20 protein-coding genes and 3 tRNA genes are annotated in these 17,364 nt (G+C 60.3%); 10 read left to right on the top strand and 13 right to left on the bottom strand.

What is annotated here, in order from left to right:
* Window position 1 precedes the first annotated feature (1 nt).
* Window positions 2–1,213 carry a radical SAM family heme chaperone HemW gene (gene hemW / locus JQM68_RS03005; RefSeq protein ID WP_235221429.1) on the bottom strand — a complete coding sequence of 404 codons (1,212 nt, stop codon included), beginning with the start codon at window positions 1,211–1,213 and terminating at the stop codon, window positions 2–4.
* 121 nt (window positions 1,214–1,334) lie between these two features.
* Between hemW and spoVAC the strand changes: the two genes are divergently transcribed.
* Together spoVAC and JQM68_RS13725 are read left to right on the top strand one after the other, a co-directional pair.
* Window positions 1,335–1,772 carry a stage V sporulation protein AC gene (spoVAC, locus tag JQM68_RS03000; RefSeq protein ID WP_235221428.1) on the top strand — a complete coding sequence of 146 codons (438 nt, stop codon included), beginning with the start codon at window positions 1,335–1,337 and terminating at the stop codon, window positions 1,770–1,772.
* An 88-nt stretch (window positions 1,773–1,860) separates the two neighbouring features.
* Window positions 1,861–1,995, top strand: coding sequence for a hypothetical protein (locus JQM68_RS13725; RefSeq protein ID WP_268821392.1), 135 nt, complete (start codon window positions 1,861–1,863; stop codon window positions 1,993–1,995).
* Window positions 1,996–2,026: 31 nt separating this feature from the next.
* Here JQM68_RS13725 and JQM68_RS02995 read toward each other — a convergent pair whose 3' ends face one another.
* On the bottom strand, window positions 2,027–2,713 hold the full coding sequence (locus JQM68_RS02995; RefSeq protein WP_235221427.1) for a helix-turn-helix domain-containing protein: 687 nt from the start codon (window positions 2,711–2,713) through the stop codon (window positions 2,027–2,029).
* A 381-nt stretch (window positions 2,714–3,094) separates the two neighbouring features.
* On the opposite strand from JQM68_RS02995, the gene JQM68_RS02990 reads away from it, so the two are divergent.
* Window positions 3,095–5,089 (top strand): DNA gyrase/topoisomerase IV subunit B, encoded by a 1,995-nt coding sequence (locus tag JQM68_RS02990; protein ID WP_235221426.1) that lies wholly within the window; start codon window positions 3,095–3,097, stop codon window positions 5,087–5,089.
* 46 nt (window positions 5,090–5,135) lie between these two features.
* Here JQM68_RS02990 and JQM68_RS02985 read toward each other — a convergent pair whose 3' ends face one another.
* The 6 genes from JQM68_RS02985 to JQM68_RS02960 form a co-directional block, all read right to left on the bottom strand.
* Window positions 5,136–6,116: a lipoate--protein ligase gene (locus JQM68_RS02985; RefSeq protein WP_235221425.1), complete on the bottom strand. Its 981-nt coding sequence runs from the start codon at window positions 6,114–6,116 to the stop codon at window positions 5,136–5,138.
* Entirely contained in the window at window positions 6,103–6,963 is an 861-nt protein-coding gene (lipA, locus tag JQM68_RS02980) for a lipoyl synthase (protein WP_235221424.1), read from the bottom strand. Before lipA ends, JQM68_RS02985 begins: the two co-directional genes overlap by 14 nt.
* A 10-nt stretch (window positions 6,964–6,973) precedes the next feature.
* Window positions 6,974–7,213, bottom strand: a complete 240-nt coding sequence (locus tag JQM68_RS02975) for a biotin/lipoyl-containing protein (RefSeq protein ID WP_235221423.1) — start codon at window positions 7,211–7,213, stop codon at window positions 6,974–6,976.
* A gap of 64 nt (window positions 7,214–7,277) precedes the next feature.
* Window positions 7,278–8,225, bottom strand: a complete 948-nt coding sequence (locus JQM68_RS02970) for a lipoate--protein ligase (RefSeq protein WP_235221422.1) — start codon at window positions 8,223–8,225, stop codon at window positions 7,278–7,280.
* 304 nt (window positions 8,226–8,529) lie between these two features.
* Window positions 8,530–8,970, bottom strand: a complete 441-nt coding sequence (locus JQM68_RS02965) for a PIN domain-containing protein (protein WP_235221421.1) — start codon at window positions 8,968–8,970, stop codon at window positions 8,530–8,532.
* On the bottom strand, window positions 8,967–9,182 hold the full coding sequence (locus JQM68_RS02960; RefSeq protein WP_235221420.1) for a type II toxin-antitoxin system Phd/YefM family antitoxin: 216 nt from the start codon (window positions 9,180–9,182) through the stop codon (window positions 8,967–8,969). Before JQM68_RS02960 ends, JQM68_RS02965 begins: the two co-directional genes overlap by 4 nt.
* Window positions 9,183–9,578: 396 nt before the next feature.
* Here JQM68_RS02960 and JQM68_RS02955 point away from each other — a divergent pair, with 396 nt between their 5' ends.
* The 4 genes from JQM68_RS02955 to JQM68_RS02940 all read left to right on the top strand — a co-directional run bounded on the left by JQM68_RS02955 (window position 9,579) and on the right by JQM68_RS02940 (window position 13,302).
* Window positions 9,579–11,819, top strand: coding sequence for a DNA gyrase subunit A (locus JQM68_RS02955; RefSeq protein ID WP_235221419.1), 2,241 nt, complete (start codon window positions 9,579–9,581; stop codon window positions 11,817–11,819).
* A 16-nt stretch (window positions 11,820–11,835) separates the two neighbouring features.
* Window positions 11,836–12,426 carry a lactate utilization protein gene (locus JQM68_RS02950; RefSeq protein WP_235221418.1) on the top strand — a complete coding sequence of 197 codons (591 nt, stop codon included), beginning with the start codon at window positions 11,836–11,838 and terminating at the stop codon, window positions 12,424–12,426.
* Window positions 12,423–13,175, top strand: a complete 753-nt coding sequence (locus JQM68_RS02945) for a hypothetical protein (RefSeq protein WP_235221417.1) — start codon at window positions 12,423–12,425, stop codon at window positions 13,173–13,175. The genes JQM68_RS02950 and JQM68_RS02945 overlap by 4 nt, the downstream gene beginning before the upstream one ends.
* A gap of 51 nt (window positions 13,176–13,226) precedes the next feature.
* Window positions 13,227–13,302 (top strand) — tRNA-Gly (locus tag JQM68_RS02940).
* 272 nt (window positions 13,303–13,574) lie between these two features.
* On the opposite strand, the gene JQM68_RS02935 is transcribed toward JQM68_RS02940, so the two are convergent.
* The 5 genes from JQM68_RS02935 to JQM68_RS02915 all read right to left on the bottom strand — a co-directional run bounded on the left by JQM68_RS02935 (window position 13,575) and on the right by JQM68_RS02915 (window position 15,895).
* Window positions 13,575–14,267: an aspartate/glutamate racemase family protein gene (locus JQM68_RS02935; protein WP_235221416.1), complete on the bottom strand. Its 693-nt coding sequence runs from the start codon at window positions 14,265–14,267 to the stop codon at window positions 13,575–13,577.
* The gene (locus JQM68_RS02930; protein WP_235221415.1) at window positions 14,233–15,117 is read right to left on the bottom strand and encodes a YitT family protein; all 885 of its coding nucleotides are present in this window, start codon (window positions 15,115–15,117) and stop codon (window positions 14,233–14,235) included. Before JQM68_RS02930 ends, JQM68_RS02935 begins: the two co-directional genes overlap by 35 nt.
* Window positions 15,118–15,199: 82 nt before the next feature.
* The gene (locus tag JQM68_RS02925; protein WP_235221414.1) at window positions 15,200–15,496 is read right to left on the bottom strand and encodes a sigma-70 family RNA polymerase sigma factor; all 297 of its coding nucleotides are present in this window, start codon (window positions 15,494–15,496) and stop codon (window positions 15,200–15,202) included.
* Complete coding sequence (locus tag JQM68_RS02920) at window positions 15,477–15,710, bottom strand: hypothetical protein (RefSeq protein ID WP_235221413.1); 234 nt, start codon at window positions 15,708–15,710, stop codon at window positions 15,477–15,479. Before JQM68_RS02920 ends, JQM68_RS02925 begins: the two co-directional genes overlap by 20 nt.
* Window positions 15,707–15,895, bottom strand: coding sequence for a hypothetical protein (locus JQM68_RS02915; protein ID WP_235221412.1), 189 nt, complete (start codon window positions 15,893–15,895; stop codon window positions 15,707–15,709). The genes JQM68_RS02920 and JQM68_RS02915 overlap by 4 nt, the downstream gene beginning before the upstream one ends.
* Before the next feature lie 91 nt (window positions 15,896–15,986).
* On the opposite strand from JQM68_RS02915, the gene JQM68_RS02910 reads away from it, so the two are divergent.
* The 3 genes from JQM68_RS02910 (at window position 15,987) to JQM68_RS02900 (ending at window position 17,347) form a co-directional block, all read left to right on the top strand.
* Window positions 15,987–16,062: transfer RNA gene (locus tag JQM68_RS02910), tRNA-Thr, on the top strand.
* 9 nt (window positions 16,063–16,071) lie between these two features.
* Window positions 16,072–16,156, top strand: a tRNA-Tyr gene (locus JQM68_RS02905).
* Window positions 16,157–16,363: 207 nt separating this feature from the next.
* Window positions 16,364–17,347 (top strand): type IV pilin protein, encoded by a 984-nt coding sequence (locus JQM68_RS02900; RefSeq protein ID WP_235221411.1) that lies wholly within the window; start codon window positions 16,364–16,366, stop codon window positions 17,345–17,347.
* Window positions 17,348–17,364 lie beyond the last annotated feature (17 nt).

The following is a 17,364-nucleotide window of genomic DNA, read 5'->3' as shown; positions in this document are numbered from 1 at the left end:
CTCAATCTAAATGGATACGGAAGTCGCCCCGGGCGGCGGCATCGGCCCGGCGCTGCTTTTCCGCCGCCATAGCGTCCAGCATCCCGCCGATGATTTGGTTGGACACCAGAAAGCCGGTGGGGGTCAGGCGCCAGCGGCCGTCCTCGAAGACGGCGTAACCCGCCTTTTCGCACTCTTTGAGAAACGGGAGGAAGCAGGTGAAGCGGCGGCGGAAGCGGCGCTCGTAGTCCGCGGGGTCCAGGCCGCAGACCGTCCGCAGACCCAGCATCACCCATTCGGTGTCCCGGTCCATGTCCGGGATGGTATCGTTTTCCGACAGCATGGGGGTCCCTTCCCGGACGCCCCGGATGTAGCCTGTGAGGTCCTTTTCGTAGGCGTACCGCACGCCGCCGAAGTCGGAGTGGGCGCCGGGGCCGAAGCCGGCGTACTCCCCCAGGGTCCAGTATTTCAGGTTGTGCCGGGACTCCCGGCCTGGCCGGGCGAAGTTGGAAATTTCGTATTGCCGGTAGCCGTGGCGGGCAAGGTAGTCCACTGTCCAGAGGTACATGTCGGCCTGCTCCTCGTCCCCCGGCAGGTCGGCGCTGTCCCGGCGGGCGTAAAGGGGCGTGCCTTCCTCCACCTTCAGCCCGTAGCAGGAGAGGTGCTCCGGCGCCAGATCCACGGCGGCGGTGAGGTTTTCCTGCCACCGCGCCATGGTCTGACCCGGCAGGCCGTAGATGAGGTCCAGGGACAGGTTGTCGATCTTGGCCTTGCGGGCGGCCTCCACAGCGGCGCGGACCTGGGCCATGATATGTACCCGGCCGATGGCGCGCAGTTCCTCGTCACTTGCGGACTGCATCCCCAGGGAGAGGCGGTTCACCCCCGCCTTCCGCAGGGCCTTCAGGTACTTCCAGTCCCCGGCGGAGTCCGGGTTGGCCTCCAGGGTGACCTCCGCGTCCTTGGAGACGTGGTATTTTTTCTGAACGGTTTTCAGAATTTTCACCAGCCGCTTTTCTCCTAGATAGCTGGGGGTGCCGCCGCCGAAGTAGACGGTGTCCACGGTGTGTCCGGCGGCAAAGGGGGCCGTCTCCGTCAGGTGGGCGCAGAGGGCGTCCGTGTAGTCGTCCATGCGGCCCTCGTTCCCGGCCAGGGAGTAGAAGTCGCAGTAGACGCATTTGCTTTTACAGAAAGGAATGTGGATGTACAGCCCCAGGGGCTTGCCGGCGGGTCTCATGGCGGGTCTCCTTTCAAACAATATGCCAACAGTGTACCGCTTTTGGGCGGCATTTGCAAGAACGCATATTTCCCGGCCGGGCGGCCATACTAGAAAAGACTTCCGGGAGGAGGAACCGCATATGGATATGTCACCCAAGGAATATCAGGACTATGTACAGCAAAAGGCGAAAAAATCCCCTATTTTCAAGGATGTGGCGCTGGCCTTCGTCATCGGCGGGCTGATCTGCGTGGTGGGCCAGGCCATCCAGGACGGCTGGAGCGCCGTGGGGCTGAACCAGGAGGACGCGGGCACCGCCACTTCCGTCTGCATGGTGCTGCTGTCGGCGCTGCTGACCGGCTTCAACCTCTACAACAAACTGGCCCGTTACGGCGGCGCCGGCACCCTGGTGCCCATCACGGGCTTTGCTAACGCCGTGGTGTCCCCGGCCATCGACTTCAAGAGCGAGGGCTTCGTCACCGGCATGGCCGCCAAGATGTTCACCGTGGCCGGGCCGGTCATCGTGTTCGGCACGTTGGCGTCGGTGATCTACGGCGTGATACTGATGCTGTTCCAGTAGAAATGAGGCCGGCCACGGTGAACCACAGCAGGGCTCCCACAGAAAACCAGCGGAGCGTTTTCTGCGGGAAGAGGAGGAGCAAGGGAGCGTGCGGAGTTTTCGCCGAAAGGCGGAAACGGAGGTAAGCGGACTTTGCGACGACGAGGCCGGGCCGGTCATCGTGTTCGGCACGTTGGCGTCGGTGATCTACGGCGTGATTCTGATGCTGTTCGGACTGGCGTGAGAAAAGGAGAGACGCGGCGCGTCTCTCCTTTTTATGTATCCGGGGGCGTCCAGCTGGCGCCGCCCTTGTGAAACCCCAGACCTGTTGCCAGCATGACTGTCCGGCTTTCCGCCCCGCTGCTGATGACCAGAGCCACATCGAAGGCCCCTCCGCCTGTGACGGACACGGTCCCCGCGCATACCCCACCGCTGGGGGAGACATCAAAGGTCTGGGGCGGGCCGCCAAAATCGGCGAAAGTGATTTGATAGGTGTATTCCTCGCTGACCACACTTGGAACACAGCGGAAAGAAACACGGTCGTCGTCCTCTCCGATGAAGTTTACCCCGGAGACAGTCAGCGTATCCGGCAGCGTGCTTGCCGCCTGTGCCGCCTCCGCCGGGACCGTGTTCCGCCGGCTCCACATCCACACGCCGCACACCAGCAGGCATACCGCCAGAACGCCGCACAGGATGGGCCAAACCCAGCGGTATTTCGATGCGGGCGCCGGTGTCTCCGGCGCGGGAGATACCGCTTCCGCCGGGGCCTCCCGGCCGCACAGGGCGTCCAGGGACAGCCTCAGGGCGTCCGCCAGGGCCAGCAGCTTGGGAAGGTCCGGCAGGGCGTCTCCGGTCTCCCACTTGCTCACCGCCTGCCGGGATACCTGCACCCGCGCCGCCAGCTCCTCCTGGCTCCAGCCCCGCTTTTTCCGTTCCTGGACCAGGATGTCCTTCAGTTCCATGACACCCCTCCTCTCTGTCCGTATCATACCAGACGGCGGGGCGGACCGCAACCAGCCCGGGCTGGCAGGGCCGCAACCGGGAGTTGCGGGAGGGAGAGCGGCGGTGGCGGGGTGGGGAAAGCGGGTATTTTTTGTCGAATTACAGAGTTGACATAACGGTGTGGAAAACTCTGTGGAGAATGTGAAAAACTCTGGATTATGAACGGTTTGTGAAGGTGACAATCCGGTTATGGGAAACGTTGCGCAACAACATTTCCTTGAAAAACCGGGCCGGGAGAGGGGAAAGGACCGTTTCCCGGCGGGACACTTGAACCTGTGGACGGGGTGTGATACAATACTATATATTGAGATTCAGGCAGGATTTGCCTTTTTGGAGGAACTATGGCAGCAAAAAAGCAGGATTACGGCAACGAGAGTATTTCGTCCCTGAAGGGCGCGGACCGGGTCCGGAAACGGCCCGGCGTCATTTTCGGCTCCGACGGTCTGGACGGCTGCGAGCACGCGGTGTTTGAGATCCTCTCCAACTCCATCGACGAGGCCCGGGAGGGCCACGGCAAGACCATCACCGTCACCCGGTTCCTGGACCGCTCTATCCAGGTGGAGGACGCGGGCCGGGGCTGCCCGGTGGACTGGAACGAGAAGGAGCAGCGGTACAACTGGGAGCTGGTGTACTGCGAGCTCTACGCCGGCGGCAAGTACGACAACGCCTCCGGCGACAACTACGAGTACTCCCTGGGACTCAACGGCCTGGGCGCCTGCGCCACCCAGTACGCCTCCCGGTATATGGATGTCACCGTCTGGCGGGACGGCCAGGAGTACACGCTCCACTTCGAGCGGGGCGAGATCGTGGGGAAGCTGGAGAAGACCCCCCTGCCCAAGAACCAGAGCCGCAGGACCGGCACCCGCACCCGGTGGCTGCCCGACCTGGATGTGTTCACGGACATCGCCATCCCGGCGGACTACTTCACCGACGTGATGAAGCGCCAGGCGGTGGTGAACGAGGGCATCACCTTCCGCTTCCGCAACGAGACGGAGCCGGGGAAGTTCGAGGAGACGGAATTCCTCTACGAAAACGGCATCACGGACTACGTGACGGAGCTGGCAGGAGAGGGGAGCCTGACCTCTCCCGTGTTCTGGCAGGCGGAAAAGCGGGGCCGGGACCGGGCGGACAAGACGGAGTACAAGGTGAAACTGTCGGTGGCCTGCTGCTTCTCCAATAAGGTCCAGGTCATCGAGCACTACCACAACTCCTCCTGGCTGGAGCACGGCGGCAGCCCGGAAAAGGCCACGAAGTCGGCCTTTGTCTCCGCCATCGACAAGTACCTGCGGGACCAGAACAAGTACCAGAAGAACGAGAGCAAGATCACCTGGGCGGACATTGAGGACTGCCTGGTGCTGGTCTCCAACAACTTCTCCACCCAGACCAGCTACGAGAACCAGACGAAGAAGGCCATCACCAACAAGTTCGTCCAGGAGGCCATGACGGAGTTCCTGCGCACGAATCTGGAGATCTACTTCATCGAGAACCACTTCGACGCGGAGAAGATCGCCGAGCAGGTGCTGCTGAACAAGCGCAGCCGGGAAAAGGCGGAGCAGACCCGGCTGAACATCAAGAAGAAGCTCTCCGGCAATATCGACATCGCCAACCGGGTGCAGAAGTTCGTGGACTGCCGCACCAAGGATGTGACGAAGCGGGAGATCTATATCGTGGAGGGCGACTCCGCTCTGGGCAGCGTAAAGCTGGCCCGGGACTCGGAGTACCAGGGCATCATGCCTATCCGGGGCAAAATTCTGAACTGCCTGAAGGCGGACTACGCCCGCATTTTCAAGAGCGACATCATCGTGGACCTCATCAAGGTCCTGGGCTGCGGCGTGGAGGTGCAGAACAAGCACGTCAAGGACGTGGCGGCCTTCGACATCAATAACCTGCGGTGGAACAAGGTGGTCATCTGCACCGACGGCGACGTGGACGGCTTCCAGATCCGCACGCTGGTGCTGACCATGCTGTACCGCCTGACCCCCACCCTCATCCGGGAGGGGTACGTGTATATCGCCGAGACCCCCCTCTTTGAGATCAACTGCGGCGACAAGACCTGGTTCGCCTACTCCGACAAGGAGAAGAACGACATCGTGAAGGACTTGGAGGGGAAGAAGTATAAGATTGACCGCTCCAAGGGCCTTGGCGAAAACGACCCGGACATGATGTGGCTCACCACCATGAACCCGGAGACCCGCCGCCTCATCCGGGTGATGCCGGAGGACGTGGAGCGGACGGCGGAGGTGTTCGACCTGCTGCTGGGCGACAACCTCCAGGGCCGGAAGGACCACATCGCGGAAAACGGCTACAAGTATTTAGAGATGGCAGATATTTCCTGATACCAACAAAAAAGAGCACCGAAAGGTGCTCTTTTTCTGTGTGGTATCAGTCCGCGATGACCTCGGCCATCTCCCGGGTGGAGATGCGGTAGACCGCGCCGTCGATGCCGTGGGCTTGCAGGGCCTCCAGCACGGCGCTGCGCTCATAGCGGCAGCCCACCAGGGCCGCGCAGATGGTCTCGGCGTCCAGGGTGGAGAAGAAGTCGCCGTAGACGGCGGCGCTTTTGATGACGCCCTTCTGGACGTCGATCTTGAACTGCATCTTGCCCCCGGCTAAGCGACCGGTGCGTTCGATGTTGAACTTGGGGTCGGCGCCGTAGATGCACTCCCAGCGGCGGAACCGCTCGTCCGCCAGCTCCCGGATGCGCTGGTCGTCCTCCGGGGTGATTTCATAGACGGCGTCGCTGCCGCCCATGATGTGCCGCACCATGCATTCCTTGAAGGTCTCCGGGTCCATGGGGGCCGGGAGGTGCTCGGCGATGTTGGTCACCCGGTCCCGGACGGACTTGATGCTCTTGGAGAGGATCTTATAGCTGTCCACGGTGGTAGACTCCACCATCTGGCGGATGTCCGTGTCGAACAGCAGCGAGCCGTGGTGGACGATGCAGTCCCCCAGCCGGTACTGGGCGTTGCCGGAGAACTTCTTGCCGTCAATGGTCAGGTCGTTGCGGCCGTTGAACTCCGCGTGGACCCCCAGCTCCGCCAGGGCGCCGATGACCGGGGCGATGTACTGCTGGAACTCGATCTCCCCGGCCTCCTTGTGCTGGATGAAGGAGAACTGCCAGCCGCCCAGGTCCGTGTAGATGGTGCCGCCGCCGCTCATGCGGCGGACGATGTGGATGCCGTGGGCATCGGCGTAGGGCTTGTTGATCTCCTCCAGCACGTTCTGGTACTTGCCCACCATCAGGGTCGGAGTGGTCCGCCAGAACAGAAACACCGTGTCCGGCAGCCACTTTTCCAGCGTGAAGTAGGTCTCCACACCGAAGTTGTAGTAAACGTCGGAGGAGCCGGTCTCAATATAGATCATGGACGTCCTCCAAAACCTCCCACGCCTTGTAGGAGCTGCGTGCCAGGGGCGCGGAAGCCACATGGCGGAAGCCCTTGGCGAGGGCCATTTCCTTGTAGCGGGCGAAATCCTCCGGCGTTGCGTACCGGGCCAGGGGGTAGTGCTGGGGAGAGGGCTGCAGGTATTGGCCGATGGTGAGGATGTCGCAGCCGGTTTCCAGAATGTCGTCCATCAGTCGGCTGATCTGGTCCTCGGTCTCACCCAGGCCCACCATGAAGCCGGTCTTGGTCAAAAGGGTGGGGTCCTTCTGCTTGCAGTAGCGCAGCACGTCCAGAGAACGCTGATACCGGGCCTGGGGCCGCACGGCGGACTGCAGCTCCTTCACCGTCTCCACGTTGTGGTTCAGCACCTCCGGGTGGGCGGCGATGACGATGTCCAGCGCGTCGGTGTTGCCCTTCATGTCGGAGATGAGGGTCTCCACGGTGGTGCCGGGGCAGACCTCCCGGATGGCCCGGACGCACTTCGCGAACTGCTCCGCGCCGCCGTCAGGCAGGTCGTCCCGGGTGGAGCAGGTGAGGACGACATGGCGCAGCCCCAGCTTCTTGGCGGCCTTCGCCACGTTCATAGGCTCCTCCGGGTCCGGGGGCAGGGGGTGGCCGGTGGTGACGTTGCAGAACCGGCAGTTCCGGGTGCAGATGCTGCCCAGAATCATAAAGGTGGAGGTGTGCTTGCGGTAGCACTCGCCCAGGTTGGGGCAGTTGGCCTCCTTGCAGACGGTGTTCAGCTTCAGGTCCCGCATCAGCTCCGCCACCTCATTGACGGCCTCCTGATTGTAGCGGACCTTCAGCCACTCAGGTTTCTTTTCCATGGGACCCGCCTCACTTGGTCTCCAGAATGGCCACCGGGGTCTCCACGTTGACCGTGTCGCCCTCCTCGAAGAGCTGCTTTTTCAGCACGCCGCTCTCCGTGGCCTCGATCTGGTTGACCACCTTGTCGGTCTCGATCTCAAACAGGGGCTCGCCGGCGGTGACGGTGTCGCCCTCCTCCTTCAGCCAGGCGCACAGCACGCCGTTTTCCATCTCGGGGCGCAGCTTCGGCATCGTCAGTTCTTTTTCCATTGGTGATTCATCCCTTCTCCGCGCTGAGCGCGGTTTTGTATATGTTTGTGTATATAGAAAGGCTTTACAGCAGCCAGTCCATCAGTTCTTCTGCACGCTTGCCCACTAAAGTGCGGCAGATTTCGTCAAAGCCCTCCGGGTCCAGCCGGGCGCCGTTCAGCAGCCGGGCGGCCTCGCCTCCGTCCAGGGCGGCGCATTCAATTTCAGCGTTGGACACGATGCCTTTTCTGGCTTGGTAGGCCACCCGGATGGGCGCCCCGGCAAAGGTGCCGGACTTTTCGTAGGTAAAGGCGGGCGTCCTGCCCCAGGTCCACTCCCAGGAATGGTACTTCTCGTCCCGCAGGCGGCAGACCTCCGCGTCCTGCTCCGCCGTCAGGGTCAGCCGGGGACAGCCGGGGGGAACCATCCGGTCCAGGAGCCGCTGCTTGAATTCCTCCAGAGTCATAGGCACAGCCAGGTGGTCAACGATATTGGTAACGGTGCAGATGGCCGAGGCCGTCCCCTTGGACTGGAAGCAGTCGTTTTTGTGGTGGGTGGTGATGTGGTCCAGCACCGTCAGGTCGGACTGGAACAGCAGCGTCCCGTGGTGGAGCACCCGCCCTCCGGCGGAGCGCTGGGCGCTGCCGGAGATTTTTTCCTCTCCGATGGCGATGTCGCAGGTGCGGTTTTTCCGGGCCGGGACGCCGATGTCGTTCAGGGCGTTGATGACGGGCTGAAGGCAGCGGTCGTAGTCCACCATGCCGTCCTGCCGGGAGATGTAGGTGTAATTCACGTTGCCCAGGTCGTGGTACACCGTGCCGCCGCCGCTCATGCGGCGCACCACGGGAATGCCCAGCCGCCGCAGGGTCTCCACGTGGACCTCCCGGCAGATGTTCTGGAAGCTGCCCACGATGACGGCGGGGCTGTTCTGCCACAGGAGGAACACATCGTCCTCCCGGAAAGTCTGGAACACGTACTCCTCAAAGGCCTGGTTATAAAAGGGGTCGTGGGAGAAATTCTGTACTGTGAGCATTCCGCACCTCTTTTTCACAGTGATTGTGATTTATTATAGTTTTTTGTGAAAAGAGTGTCAATAGATGGGGGAGACTTTGGCAGGCTATATTGAATCTGGTGTGGATGGGCGGTAAACTTCATATCCCAACCGCTGTAAGATTTGGTGTGGTTGAAACCTTATTATGTGGCTGTGTAAGCGACTCTTTGCGTTCTGGCAGTGTGATTTCAGAGGCCGAAAAGTTGAACTCCGTTTCTTCCCAAGGGCAAGATCGGTACGGCAAGAAAAAGCAGATGCCGCCCGAAAGTCGGCATCTGCTGAACGATCAATCCTCGCGATCGCTGTTTGTTTCCTCTGTCAGTAATTTCACAAAATCTGACGGTGCGTAAACGGAGAGTGGCGCTTTTTTATAATCCTCTGTGTTTCGTGTCACAATACCGTCCATATCAGAGCGCATAGCCGTTTCTACCATGACCGCATCTGCAAAATCGGAGATTTCAGAGAAAATCGCCTTGCGAATGTCTAGCTCTGTCGTATCCAGCAACCCGAATAAAGCGCAAAGTTTAGACAGGACATCGCGCGCAGCTTGATCGCTATGTGTCTGCCGATGCGTCAGGTGGTAAATGTCGGTAATGGACTTTGCCGTCAAAAAACCTTCGAATTGTTGGTTGGCACAGAGCAGGAAAATCGACTGCGCATCCTGATAGAACGGTTCACGGGCTTGGAGCGCATCCACGATCATACAGGTGTCAATGACAACTCTCATATCTGGTTGAACCTTTCTGTTTTTGCTTCTTCCAAGGTAATGTCAGCAGGCAGAATCCCAAACAGAGATTTGGCCATGTCTACTCTGTCCTGATGTGGATTGGACAGCTTCGCAACGACCTTGCCATTTTTGGTGATAAAAATATCCTCTGTTGCCGCAAGCATCAGATACTTCCCAAGATTGTTTTTTAATTCAGTTGCAGTGATTGACATGATTCAATTCCTCCTTGTATCCTCTATGTATAGCATATTAGAATCGAACGAATTATGCAATGATATTGGACGAAGTTATAAAAAAATCGTCCGATATTTTTAGTAAGGATAAAGCTCCTGTGCAGTCGCTCCCTTCACTCCTTTGTGCCTCAGCGGGAGTCTGCTCGCAGCCAAAGTCATTCGTCTTCTTGAATGGGCCGATTCTACGAAGCGGTGTCCTCACGATTTTCTTTTTGGAGAAGGAAAAAAATCAAACTCAAAACCAAACCAAAATTTGAAATACCCGGCTTTGGTTGCCTTTTTCCGGAAAAAATGGTATGATACATTTATTAAACGATGTAATGAAAAAAGGACGGCCCCCAACGGTATCCCGGCCGCCGCTTTTGAGGTACTGACATGAAGAAGAACGACAAGACCCCCTCCAAGAAACCCGGCGTATCGCCCAACGTGATGGGCCTCCACGCGGCGGTGGTGGAGCAGCCCATCACCGACACCCTGGAGACCAACTACATGCCCTACGCCATGAGCGTCATCGTCTCCCGGGCCATCCCGGAGATCGACGGCTTCAAGCCCTCCCACCGCAAGCTCCTGTACACCATGTACAAGATGGGCCTGCTGACGGGGGCCCGGACGAAGTCCGCTAATATCGTGGGCCAGACCATGCGCCTGAACCCCCACGGCGACGCCGCCATCTACGACACCATGGTGCGCCTGTCCCGGGGCTACGGCGCATTGCTGACGCCCTTTGTGGACTCCAAGGGCAACTTCGGCAAGAGCTACTCCCGGGATATGTCCTGCGCCGCCCCCCGGTACACGGAGGCCAAGCTGACGGCCATCTGCGCCGAGCTGTTCCGGGACATCGACAGCGACACCGTGGACTTCGTGGACAACTACGACAACACCATGAAGGAGCCGGCCCTGCTGCCCACCACCTTCCCAAACATCCTGGTGTCCGCCAACAGCGGCATCGCAGTGGGCATGGCGTCCCAGTTCTGCGGCTTCAACCTGAAAGAGGTCTGCGACACCACCATTGCCTACCTGAAAAACCCGGACTGCGACCTGACCGAGACCCTGCTGGCCCCGGATTTCCCCACCGGCGGCGAGCTGATCTGCGACCCCGCCGCCCTGCGGGACATTTACGATACCGGCCGGGGCAGCGTCCGGGTGCGGGCAAAGTACCGCTATGTGAAATCCGAAAACCTCATTGAAATTTACGAAATTCCCTACTCTACCACCGTGGAGGCCATTCTGGACAAGGTGGCGGAGCTCATCAAGGCGGGCAAGGCGAAAGAGATCGCCGACATGCGGGACGAGACGGACCTCTCCGGTTTGAAGCTGGCCATCGACCTCAAGCGGGGCGTGGACCCGGACAAGCTGATGGCAAAGCTCTTCAAGGCTACCACCCTGGAGGACTCCTTCGCCTGCAACTTCAACGTGCTGATCGCCGGCAGCCCCCAGGTGCTGGGCGTCCGGCAGATCCTGGAGGAGTGGACCGCCTGGCGGACGGAGTCCGTGCGCCGCCGCATCTACTTCGTCCTGAAAAAGAAGCAGGACAAGCTGCACCTTTTGAAGGGCCTCAAGCGCATCCTGCTGGACATCGACAAGGCCATCAAGATCATCCGGGAGACGGAGGAGGAGGCCGAGGTCATCCCCAACCTGATGATCGGCTTCGGCATCGACCAGATCCAGGCGGAGTTCGTGGCGGAGATCAAGCTGCGCAACATCAACAAGGAGTATATCCTCAAGCGGGTCAACGAGACCGCCGCCCTCCAGGACGAGATCGAGGACCTGGAGGACACGCTGAACAGCCCCAAGCGGGTGAAGAAGATCATCGTGGAGGAGCTGGAGCAGGTGGCGAAGAAGTACGGGGAGCCCCGCCGCACCTCCATCGTCTACGGCCATGAGATCGAAACCTACGAAGAGGAGGAGGCCGCGGAGGAGTATCCCGTCAACGTGTTCCTGTCCCGTGAAGGGTATTTCAAGAAGATCACGCCCCTGTCTCTGCGCATGGGCGGCGAGCAGAAGTACAAGGAGGGCGACGGCCTGCGCCAGAGCTTCGAGACCACCTCCGCCGCCGAGATCATGTTCTTCACGGACAAGTGCCAGGTGTACAAGACCCGCCTTTCCGAGTTCGACGACACCAAGGCCAGCGTCCTGGGCGACTATCTGCCCGCCAAGCTGGGGATGGACGCCGGAGAAACGCCGGTTTACGCCGTGCTGCCGGGAGACTACTCCGGCGCCATGCTGTTCTTCTTTGAAAACGGCAAGGCGGCCCGGGTGGACCTGACGGCCTACCAGACCACCTCCAACCGGCGCAAGCTCACCGGCGCCTATTCCGACAAGTCGCCCCTGGCGGCCATTCTGCGCATCGACCAGGACCGGGAGCTGGCGGTGTACTCCACCGAACCCCGCTGCCTGATCTTCCACACCGCCCTGCTTGCCCCCAAGACCACCCGCACCACCCAGGGCGTGGCGGTGATGAACCTGAAACCCAAGTATCATCTGGACACGGTGAAGCCTCTGGAGGAGACGTCCATTTCCAATCAGAGCCGCTACCGGGTCCGGGCGGTCCCCGCCGCCGGCGCGCTGCTGCGGCAGGAGGATTCCGAGGAACAGCAGCTGGGCCTGCTGGACTGACAAGGAGGAACACATCATGGCATTTGAAAACGTGAAAAAGAACCTGGAGGCCCGGGGCTTTGCCGTCAGCACCTTCTCCACCGCCGCCGAAGCCGCCGCCTATCTGGACAGGAGCATCGACGGCGTGTCCGTGGGCATCGGCGGCTCCATGACGGTGCGGGAGATGGGCCTCCATGAGAAGCTGGCTGCCCATAACGAGGTCCACTGGCACTGGACCGACGGCGAGGAGGCCCGGGTGAAAGCCGCCCATGCCGCTGTGTATATCACCTCCGCCAACGGCTTAGCGGAGACCGGCGAGGTCATCAACATCGACGGCGCGGGCAACCGGGTGGCCGCCACGCTGTACGGCCACAGGAAGGTTTACTTTATCATCGGCAAGAACAAGCTGGCCCCCACCTACGACGAGGCGCTGTGGCGGGCGCGGAACATCGCCGCCCCGAAGAACGCCCAGCGGATGGGGAAAAAGACCCCCTGCGCCGTGAAGGGCGACCGCTGCTATGACTGCAGGAGCCCGGAGCGCATCTGCCGGAGCCTGGTGGTGCTGTGGGGGCCCAGCGTCGGCGGGGAAGTGGAGATCGTCCTGGTGGACGAGGACCTGGGCCTGTGAGGGGGCGCTGGGCCGCGCTGCTGCTGGCGGCGCTGCTCCTGACGGGCTGCACGCCGCTTCTGGCGCGGGAGTACAGCACCACGGAGCCTCACAGCAGCAAGTTCTGGGAGAGCGAGGCCGCCGGCACTTTGCGGGCGGAGAACTATCAGGACATCGTGAACGACCTCCTGCTGCTCATCGGCCAGCACACGGAGAACGCGGCCATTCGCCTGTATAACTTCGGGGATGACGTGTCCGTGGCGGATACCCTGGAGCGGGCCACGGTGGAGATCCAGGAGGAGACACCGCTGGGCGCCTATGCGGTGGCGTATATCACGTCCTCCAGCCAGTCCCAGCGGGGCTATTACGAGATCGCCGTCCAGATCGGCTACCGCCGGACGGCGGAGCAGATCCAGGCGGTGGTGAACGCCACCCGGCCGGAGGCTGTCTCCAGCCTGCTTGAGTCGGCGCTGGAGGACGGCAGGACGGAGCTGGCGGTGCGCATCGGCTACTGGGGCCAGGACGGACAGAGCGGCATTGAGAGCGCCGTGGCCCAGGTGCGGGAGGAGCACGGATTGACGGAGGAGACGCCCTGGGTGGTGAACTACTACCCGGCGGAGGGCCCCGTGGGGCTGGTGGAATTCCTGCTGGAGCCGTCGGAGGAGGAGCTCGCGGCCTTCCTGGAACGGAATATGAGTGAGGAACCGGAAGAAGAGACCGACCTTCCCCCGGAGGAAGCCGCGGACGGCGAAGAAAAAGAAGAAAATTAAAAAAGATGCTTGACAAGGTGTAAATCATCTGCTAGAATACACCTTGTTCTCGCGGGCATAGCTCATCTGGTAGAGCGCCACCTTGCCAAGGTGGAGGTAGCGAGTTCGAGCCTCGTTGCCCGCTCCAGAAAAGACCTCATCCGAATGGATGAGGTCTTTTTGCATAGAGTTTTCGGCTCGAACTCGCGGCCTCCACCTGTACGCGCGAAGCGCGTTTTGAATCTGAGGTGAGGTAGGGTTCCCGCAAATGGACGCAGGCCATTTGTGGGATGCCGGGAAGCGAGTTCGAGCCTCGTTGCCCGCTCCAGAAAAGACCTCATCCGAATGGATGAGGTCTTTTTGCATGGTGAGCAAGATCAATACGCCCTCCCGTGTCGTTCAGCACGGGAGGGCGCTCCTTCATTCCATGATCCTATGTATCATTTCCTCCGCCGGGTCGATGAGCGGCAGGCTTGTCCGCTTTGCCAGCGCCTCTTTAAAATAAGGGAAGTGTGTACAGCCCAGCACCAGGGCCTCCATGCCGCTGAGACGGAACCACTCCGCCAGCTCCGGCAGGCGGTGGCGCTCCACCAGCTCCTCCGGCGGCTCCCCCGCCTCGATGGACAGCACCGCCGGCAGCATACAGGCTCCCAGCAGGTCCAGCTCCGGATTGGCGGCAAACAGCGTCCGTTCGATGCCCGCCAGCCCCTGGGCGTTGGCGGCGATGAGCCCCAGGCGGCGGTACCTGGGCGCCAGCTCCCGGTAGATGTCCAGCGGCGTCACGATGTCCATGCCCGTCTCCGCCGCCAGGGGGGTGAAGTCCACGGAGCCGGACAGGGAGTTGCAGTAAATAAAGGCCTTCCGGCAGCCCTGGCCTTTCGCTGTCTCCAGCACGGCCCGCACCGCCGCCGTTTTCTCCCCCTGGGAGGAGATTTGAAAGGCGGTCTGCCGCCGGGGGTCGGAGGCCATGGGAAAGGCCAGCCCCGCGAGGCCCGCCCTGGCAAGACAGTCCACGCCCATTTGGGTGTCCACCGGCGTGCCGGCCAGCACCGCGATGTGATGTTCGGTATGCATACTGTCACTCCAGCTTCTTGCGGAAATTGCCGTAGACATGGACGCCCTCCTGCACCGTCAGAAACGCCTGGGGGTCGATGGAGCGGACGGCGTGGAGCAGCTCCTCGATCTCATACTTGGAAAGGCTGACGCAGAGCACGTGCACGCCCTGCCCGGTGTAGGCGCCGGTGCCGTTCCAGTAGGTGACGCCCCGGTTCAGCTTGTCGATGATGAACTGGCCCAGAATGTGCTCGTCGGCATGGGTGAAGATCAGCGCCATAACGTTGACGTTCTGCTGGTGCATCCGGTCCAGCACCATAGAGGCGAAGAAGTTGTAGATGACGGAGTAGATGGCCACCTCCGGGCTGAACAGAATCAGGCAGGCGGTGTACAAAAACACGTTGAAGGTCAGGGAGAACTTGCCCACGGTGAAGCTGCTGCCCCGCTTGCTCAGGCACAGGCCGATGACGTCCAGGCCGCCGCTGCTGCACCCGCAGGTCAGCACGATGCCGCTGCCGATGCCGGTGAGGATGCCGCCCAGCAGGCAGGCGGTCAGGTAATCATCCACAATGGGGGCGGATGGGATGGGGATGATGCTGTAAAACAGGGAGTAGGACACGGTGCAGATGATGGTCTTTGCCACCAGGCCCAGGCCCAGGGATTTGTAGGCGAACAGCAGGATGGGGACGTTTACCAGGAAGTACAGGATACCGGCGATGTCGTAAGCGCCGAAGGTCACACCCAGCAGCGTCTGCAGAAAGGTACGGATGAGCTGGCACACGCCCATGATGCCGCCGGTGTAAAGGTTCAGCGGGACGATGAACAGGTTCAGCGCGGCGGCGGCGATCAGCTCGCCCACCACGGCGGCGACGATCCGCAGCCAGCGGTTGTGCAGAGTATTATAAAGCATAGAGGTACCTCCCGTCTGTGATTTAGGATGCCCTGCTACTGCCGATTATACGGCCTGCGGCGGAAAACCACAAGAGGGAAGTTTATAGTGCGTACTGGAGACAGCGGCGCAGCCGGTCCTGGGCCCGCTTCAGGGTCCGGGAGACGGTGGAGCGGTTCAGGCCCAGCGTCCGGGCGATCTCCGTCACCCGCATGTCCTGTTCGTAGCGCAGGGAGAGGATCTCCTGCTGGCGGGGCGTCAGCTCCTGTATCCGGGCTTTGCGGAGGTTCCGCAGGAGCCGCTCGATCTGCTCCTGGTTGTCGTTGGCGTTTTCCCGGAGCCAGACGGTCATGTCGCCGGCCCATTCGCTGCTTCTGGTGTCAAAGGGTGTAGCGTTCATGTTTGTGATAACTCCTGTCATAATATCGTGCGGTCAGGACCGCCAGCTCCCGGCACTCCCGCAGGATGGGCGTCAGAACGTCGATGCGCTGGCGCAGCCTGCGGGCGGCCTCCGGGTCCGTTTGCTGCCGCTCCTCGGCCCGCAGCTCCCGGATGCGGGCGCGGAGCCGCTCCGCGTTTTCGGCGTATTGGACGGACATTTCCAAAAGTGTCACAGCGCCGCCTCCTTTCCCCGTATCTCATGGCAGGGGGACAGCTCCTGCCGGGCGAACTCCGGCAGGCAGGCGGAGCAGACGCGGCTGCCGTTGCAGGCCCAGTATTCCTCACCCACGGTGATCTCCCGGCCGCACAGGGTGCAGCGCAGGGTTTGCCGTCTCCGGCGTTTTTCAGTGTGCAGCAAAAATGATGCCTCCTCAAAAAAAGAATAAAAAAATTGTTGACAAACCAAGTCCCTTCTGGTAATATAAATCCTGCTGTTGGAACTGATGCTTGCTGGTGTAGCTCAGCTGGTAGAGCAGCTGATTTGTAATCAGCAGGTCGGGGGTTCGAATCCGTCCACCAGCTCCAATTGAATATGGGGGAATTCCAGAGCGGTCAAATGGGGCAGACTGTAAATCTGTTGTCACTGACTTCGGTGGTTCGAATCCACCTTCCCCCACCAATTGCCGATCATCCGTCAGGGTGGTCGGTAATTTTTTTGGCTGGACTCGCCCACCAATACGGTCCGCCGGTTATACAGGTGCGCGGGGTGAGCCATGAAAATGGGGGAAAACCTCCCGCACCTATTTTGAATAGACAAAACCTTCTGTTCGTGTTAAAATAATAAAATGTTAAACTATTTGCATTTTTTGGAAAAAGGGGGGCTACAATGGAGAAAAAAGGCTTTACTCTTGCGGAACTCCTTATAGTCGTGGCGATCATTTCAGTGCTCACGGCAATCGCGGTCCCTGTTTTTTCAGGTCAGCTCGAAAAAAGCAGAGAAATGGTTGATCTGGCGAATGCAAGAAGCGCTTATGCGGAAGTGATGACAGCAGCCATAACAGAGGATACCGCCTCTCCCCTATATAATGAGAGTATTGGTTACTATCTTGCAACGGTTGCTTTGACCCAGGCGAAGGACGGCTGGACCACAAAAACGGACGATCTGGTGGTGGGCGGTATCGCCTATGCGGACGATGAGCATTGGCTGAAGGCTCCCAAGGCAAATGGCATCTGCACGGTCTATTTTCGGGACGGCCAGATCTATATCGACTGGGGCGGCGGCCAGAAGAAGCCCCTCCCCCTGAGCCGGAGCGCCTACATCAGCAAATCGGAGGCAGAACGGTTCCTGACCCAAGAGATACTGACCGAAATTTTGGAGAAGGACGGCAGCACATACAAGTACAATGTCATCAATTCAAACGAATCCGCTGCGCAGGGTGGGGGAACCAAGAAGTTTTTGGAGTATGCGGCGGAGAAAGACTTTGATTTGGCGGAGTACGGCGCGGTCACATGGCAAATTTATGCCAAGGATCCCTCATCAAAGGATATGCTGACTACTCCCGCGATCTACTGGTCCTCTGTCGAGGCCAGCGCGGTTACGGCCGGCACCTATATTCCCGTGATCGGCTACCGCAATGAAAAGTACGATGTGTATATGGCAAAGGTCGTTCAGTACAATGGGGGAACGGCAAATGCGTACTATTCCATTGCCAATAATTTTGCCAATGTCACCAACGCCGGCGGCAATGCCTCCTTCCAGTTTGACAGCTATCAGGCAGCAATGAAGAAGTATAATGAGGCCCTGGCGCGATACATCGAAAAGGGCTCCCTGTCCGATTCGGATATGAAGGCATTGGGCCTGAAAGACTGATCACAGGGGCTGAAAGT

This window comes from Oscillibacter valericigenes (assembly GCF_021531435.1).
GTDB lineage: Bacteria > Bacillota > Clostridia > Oscillospirales > Oscillospiraceae > Oscillibacter > Oscillibacter valericigenes_B.
The sequence above is the reverse complement of the archived record's forward strand: the minus strand, read 5'-3'. Positions and strand labels throughout refer to the sequence as shown.

What these genes read in the sequence shown, in the direction of transcription:
- JQM68_RS02985 (WP_235221425.1), bottom strand. Translation starts at nt 6,116, where the DNA reads ATGATCTATATTGAGACCGGCTCCTCCGACGTTTACTACAACTTCGGT.
- JQM68_RS02975 (WP_235221423.1), bottom strand. Translation starts at nt 7,213, where the DNA reads ATGGAAAAAGAACTGACGATGCCGAAGCTGCGCCCCGAGATGGAAAAC.
- JQM68_RS02960 (WP_235221420.1), bottom strand. Translation starts at nt 9,182, where the DNA reads ATGTCAATCACTGCAACTGAATTAAAAAACAATCTTGGGAAGTATCTG.
- JQM68_RS02965 (WP_235221421.1), bottom strand. Translation starts at nt 8,970, where the DNA reads ATGAGAGTTGTCATTGACACCTGTATGATCGTGGATGCGCTCCAAGCC.
- JQM68_RS02925 (WP_235221414.1), bottom strand. Translation starts at nt 15,496, where the DNA reads ATGAACGCTACACCCTTTGACACCAGAAGCAGCGAATGGGCCGGCGAC.
- hemW (WP_235221429.1), bottom strand. Translation starts at nt 1,213, where the DNA reads ATGAGACCCGCCGGCAAGCCCCTGGGGCTGTACATCCACATTCCTTTC.
- JQM68_RS02900 (WP_235221411.1), top strand. Translation starts at nt 16,364, where the DNA reads ATGGAGAAAAAAGGCTTTACTCTTGCGGAACTCCTTATAGTCGTGGCG.
- JQM68_RS02955 (WP_235221419.1), top strand. Translation starts at nt 9,579, where the DNA reads ATGAAGAAGAACGACAAGACCCCCTCCAAGAAACCCGGCGTATCGCCC.
- JQM68_RS02930 (WP_235221415.1), bottom strand. Translation starts at nt 15,117, where the DNA reads ATGCTTTATAATACTCTGCACAACCGCTGGCTGCGGATCGTCGCCGCC.
- JQM68_RS02990 (WP_235221426.1), top strand. Translation starts at nt 3,095, where the DNA reads ATGGCAGCAAAAAAGCAGGATTACGGCAACGAGAGTATTTCGTCCCTG.
- lipA (WP_235221424.1), bottom strand. Translation starts at nt 6,963, where the DNA reads ATGGAAAAGAAACCTGAGTGGCTGAAGGTCCGCTACAATCAGGAGGCC.
- spoVAC (WP_235221428.1), top strand. Translation starts at nt 1,335, where the DNA reads ATGGATATGTCACCCAAGGAATATCAGGACTATGTACAGCAAAAGGCG.
- JQM68_RS02950 (WP_235221418.1), top strand. Translation starts at nt 11,836, where the DNA reads ATGGCATTTGAAAACGTGAAAAAGAACCTGGAGGCCCGGGGCTTTGCC.
- JQM68_RS02970 (WP_235221422.1), bottom strand. Translation starts at nt 8,225, where the DNA reads ATGCTCACAGTACAGAATTTCTCCCACGACCCCTTTTATAACCAGGCC.
- JQM68_RS02995 (WP_235221427.1), bottom strand. Translation starts at nt 2,713, where the DNA reads ATGGAACTGAAGGACATCCTGGTCCAGGAACGGAAAAAGCGGGGCTGG.
- JQM68_RS02935 (WP_235221416.1), bottom strand. Translation starts at nt 14,267, where the DNA reads ATGTCTACGGCAATTTCCGCAAGAAGCTGGAGTGACAGTATGCATACC.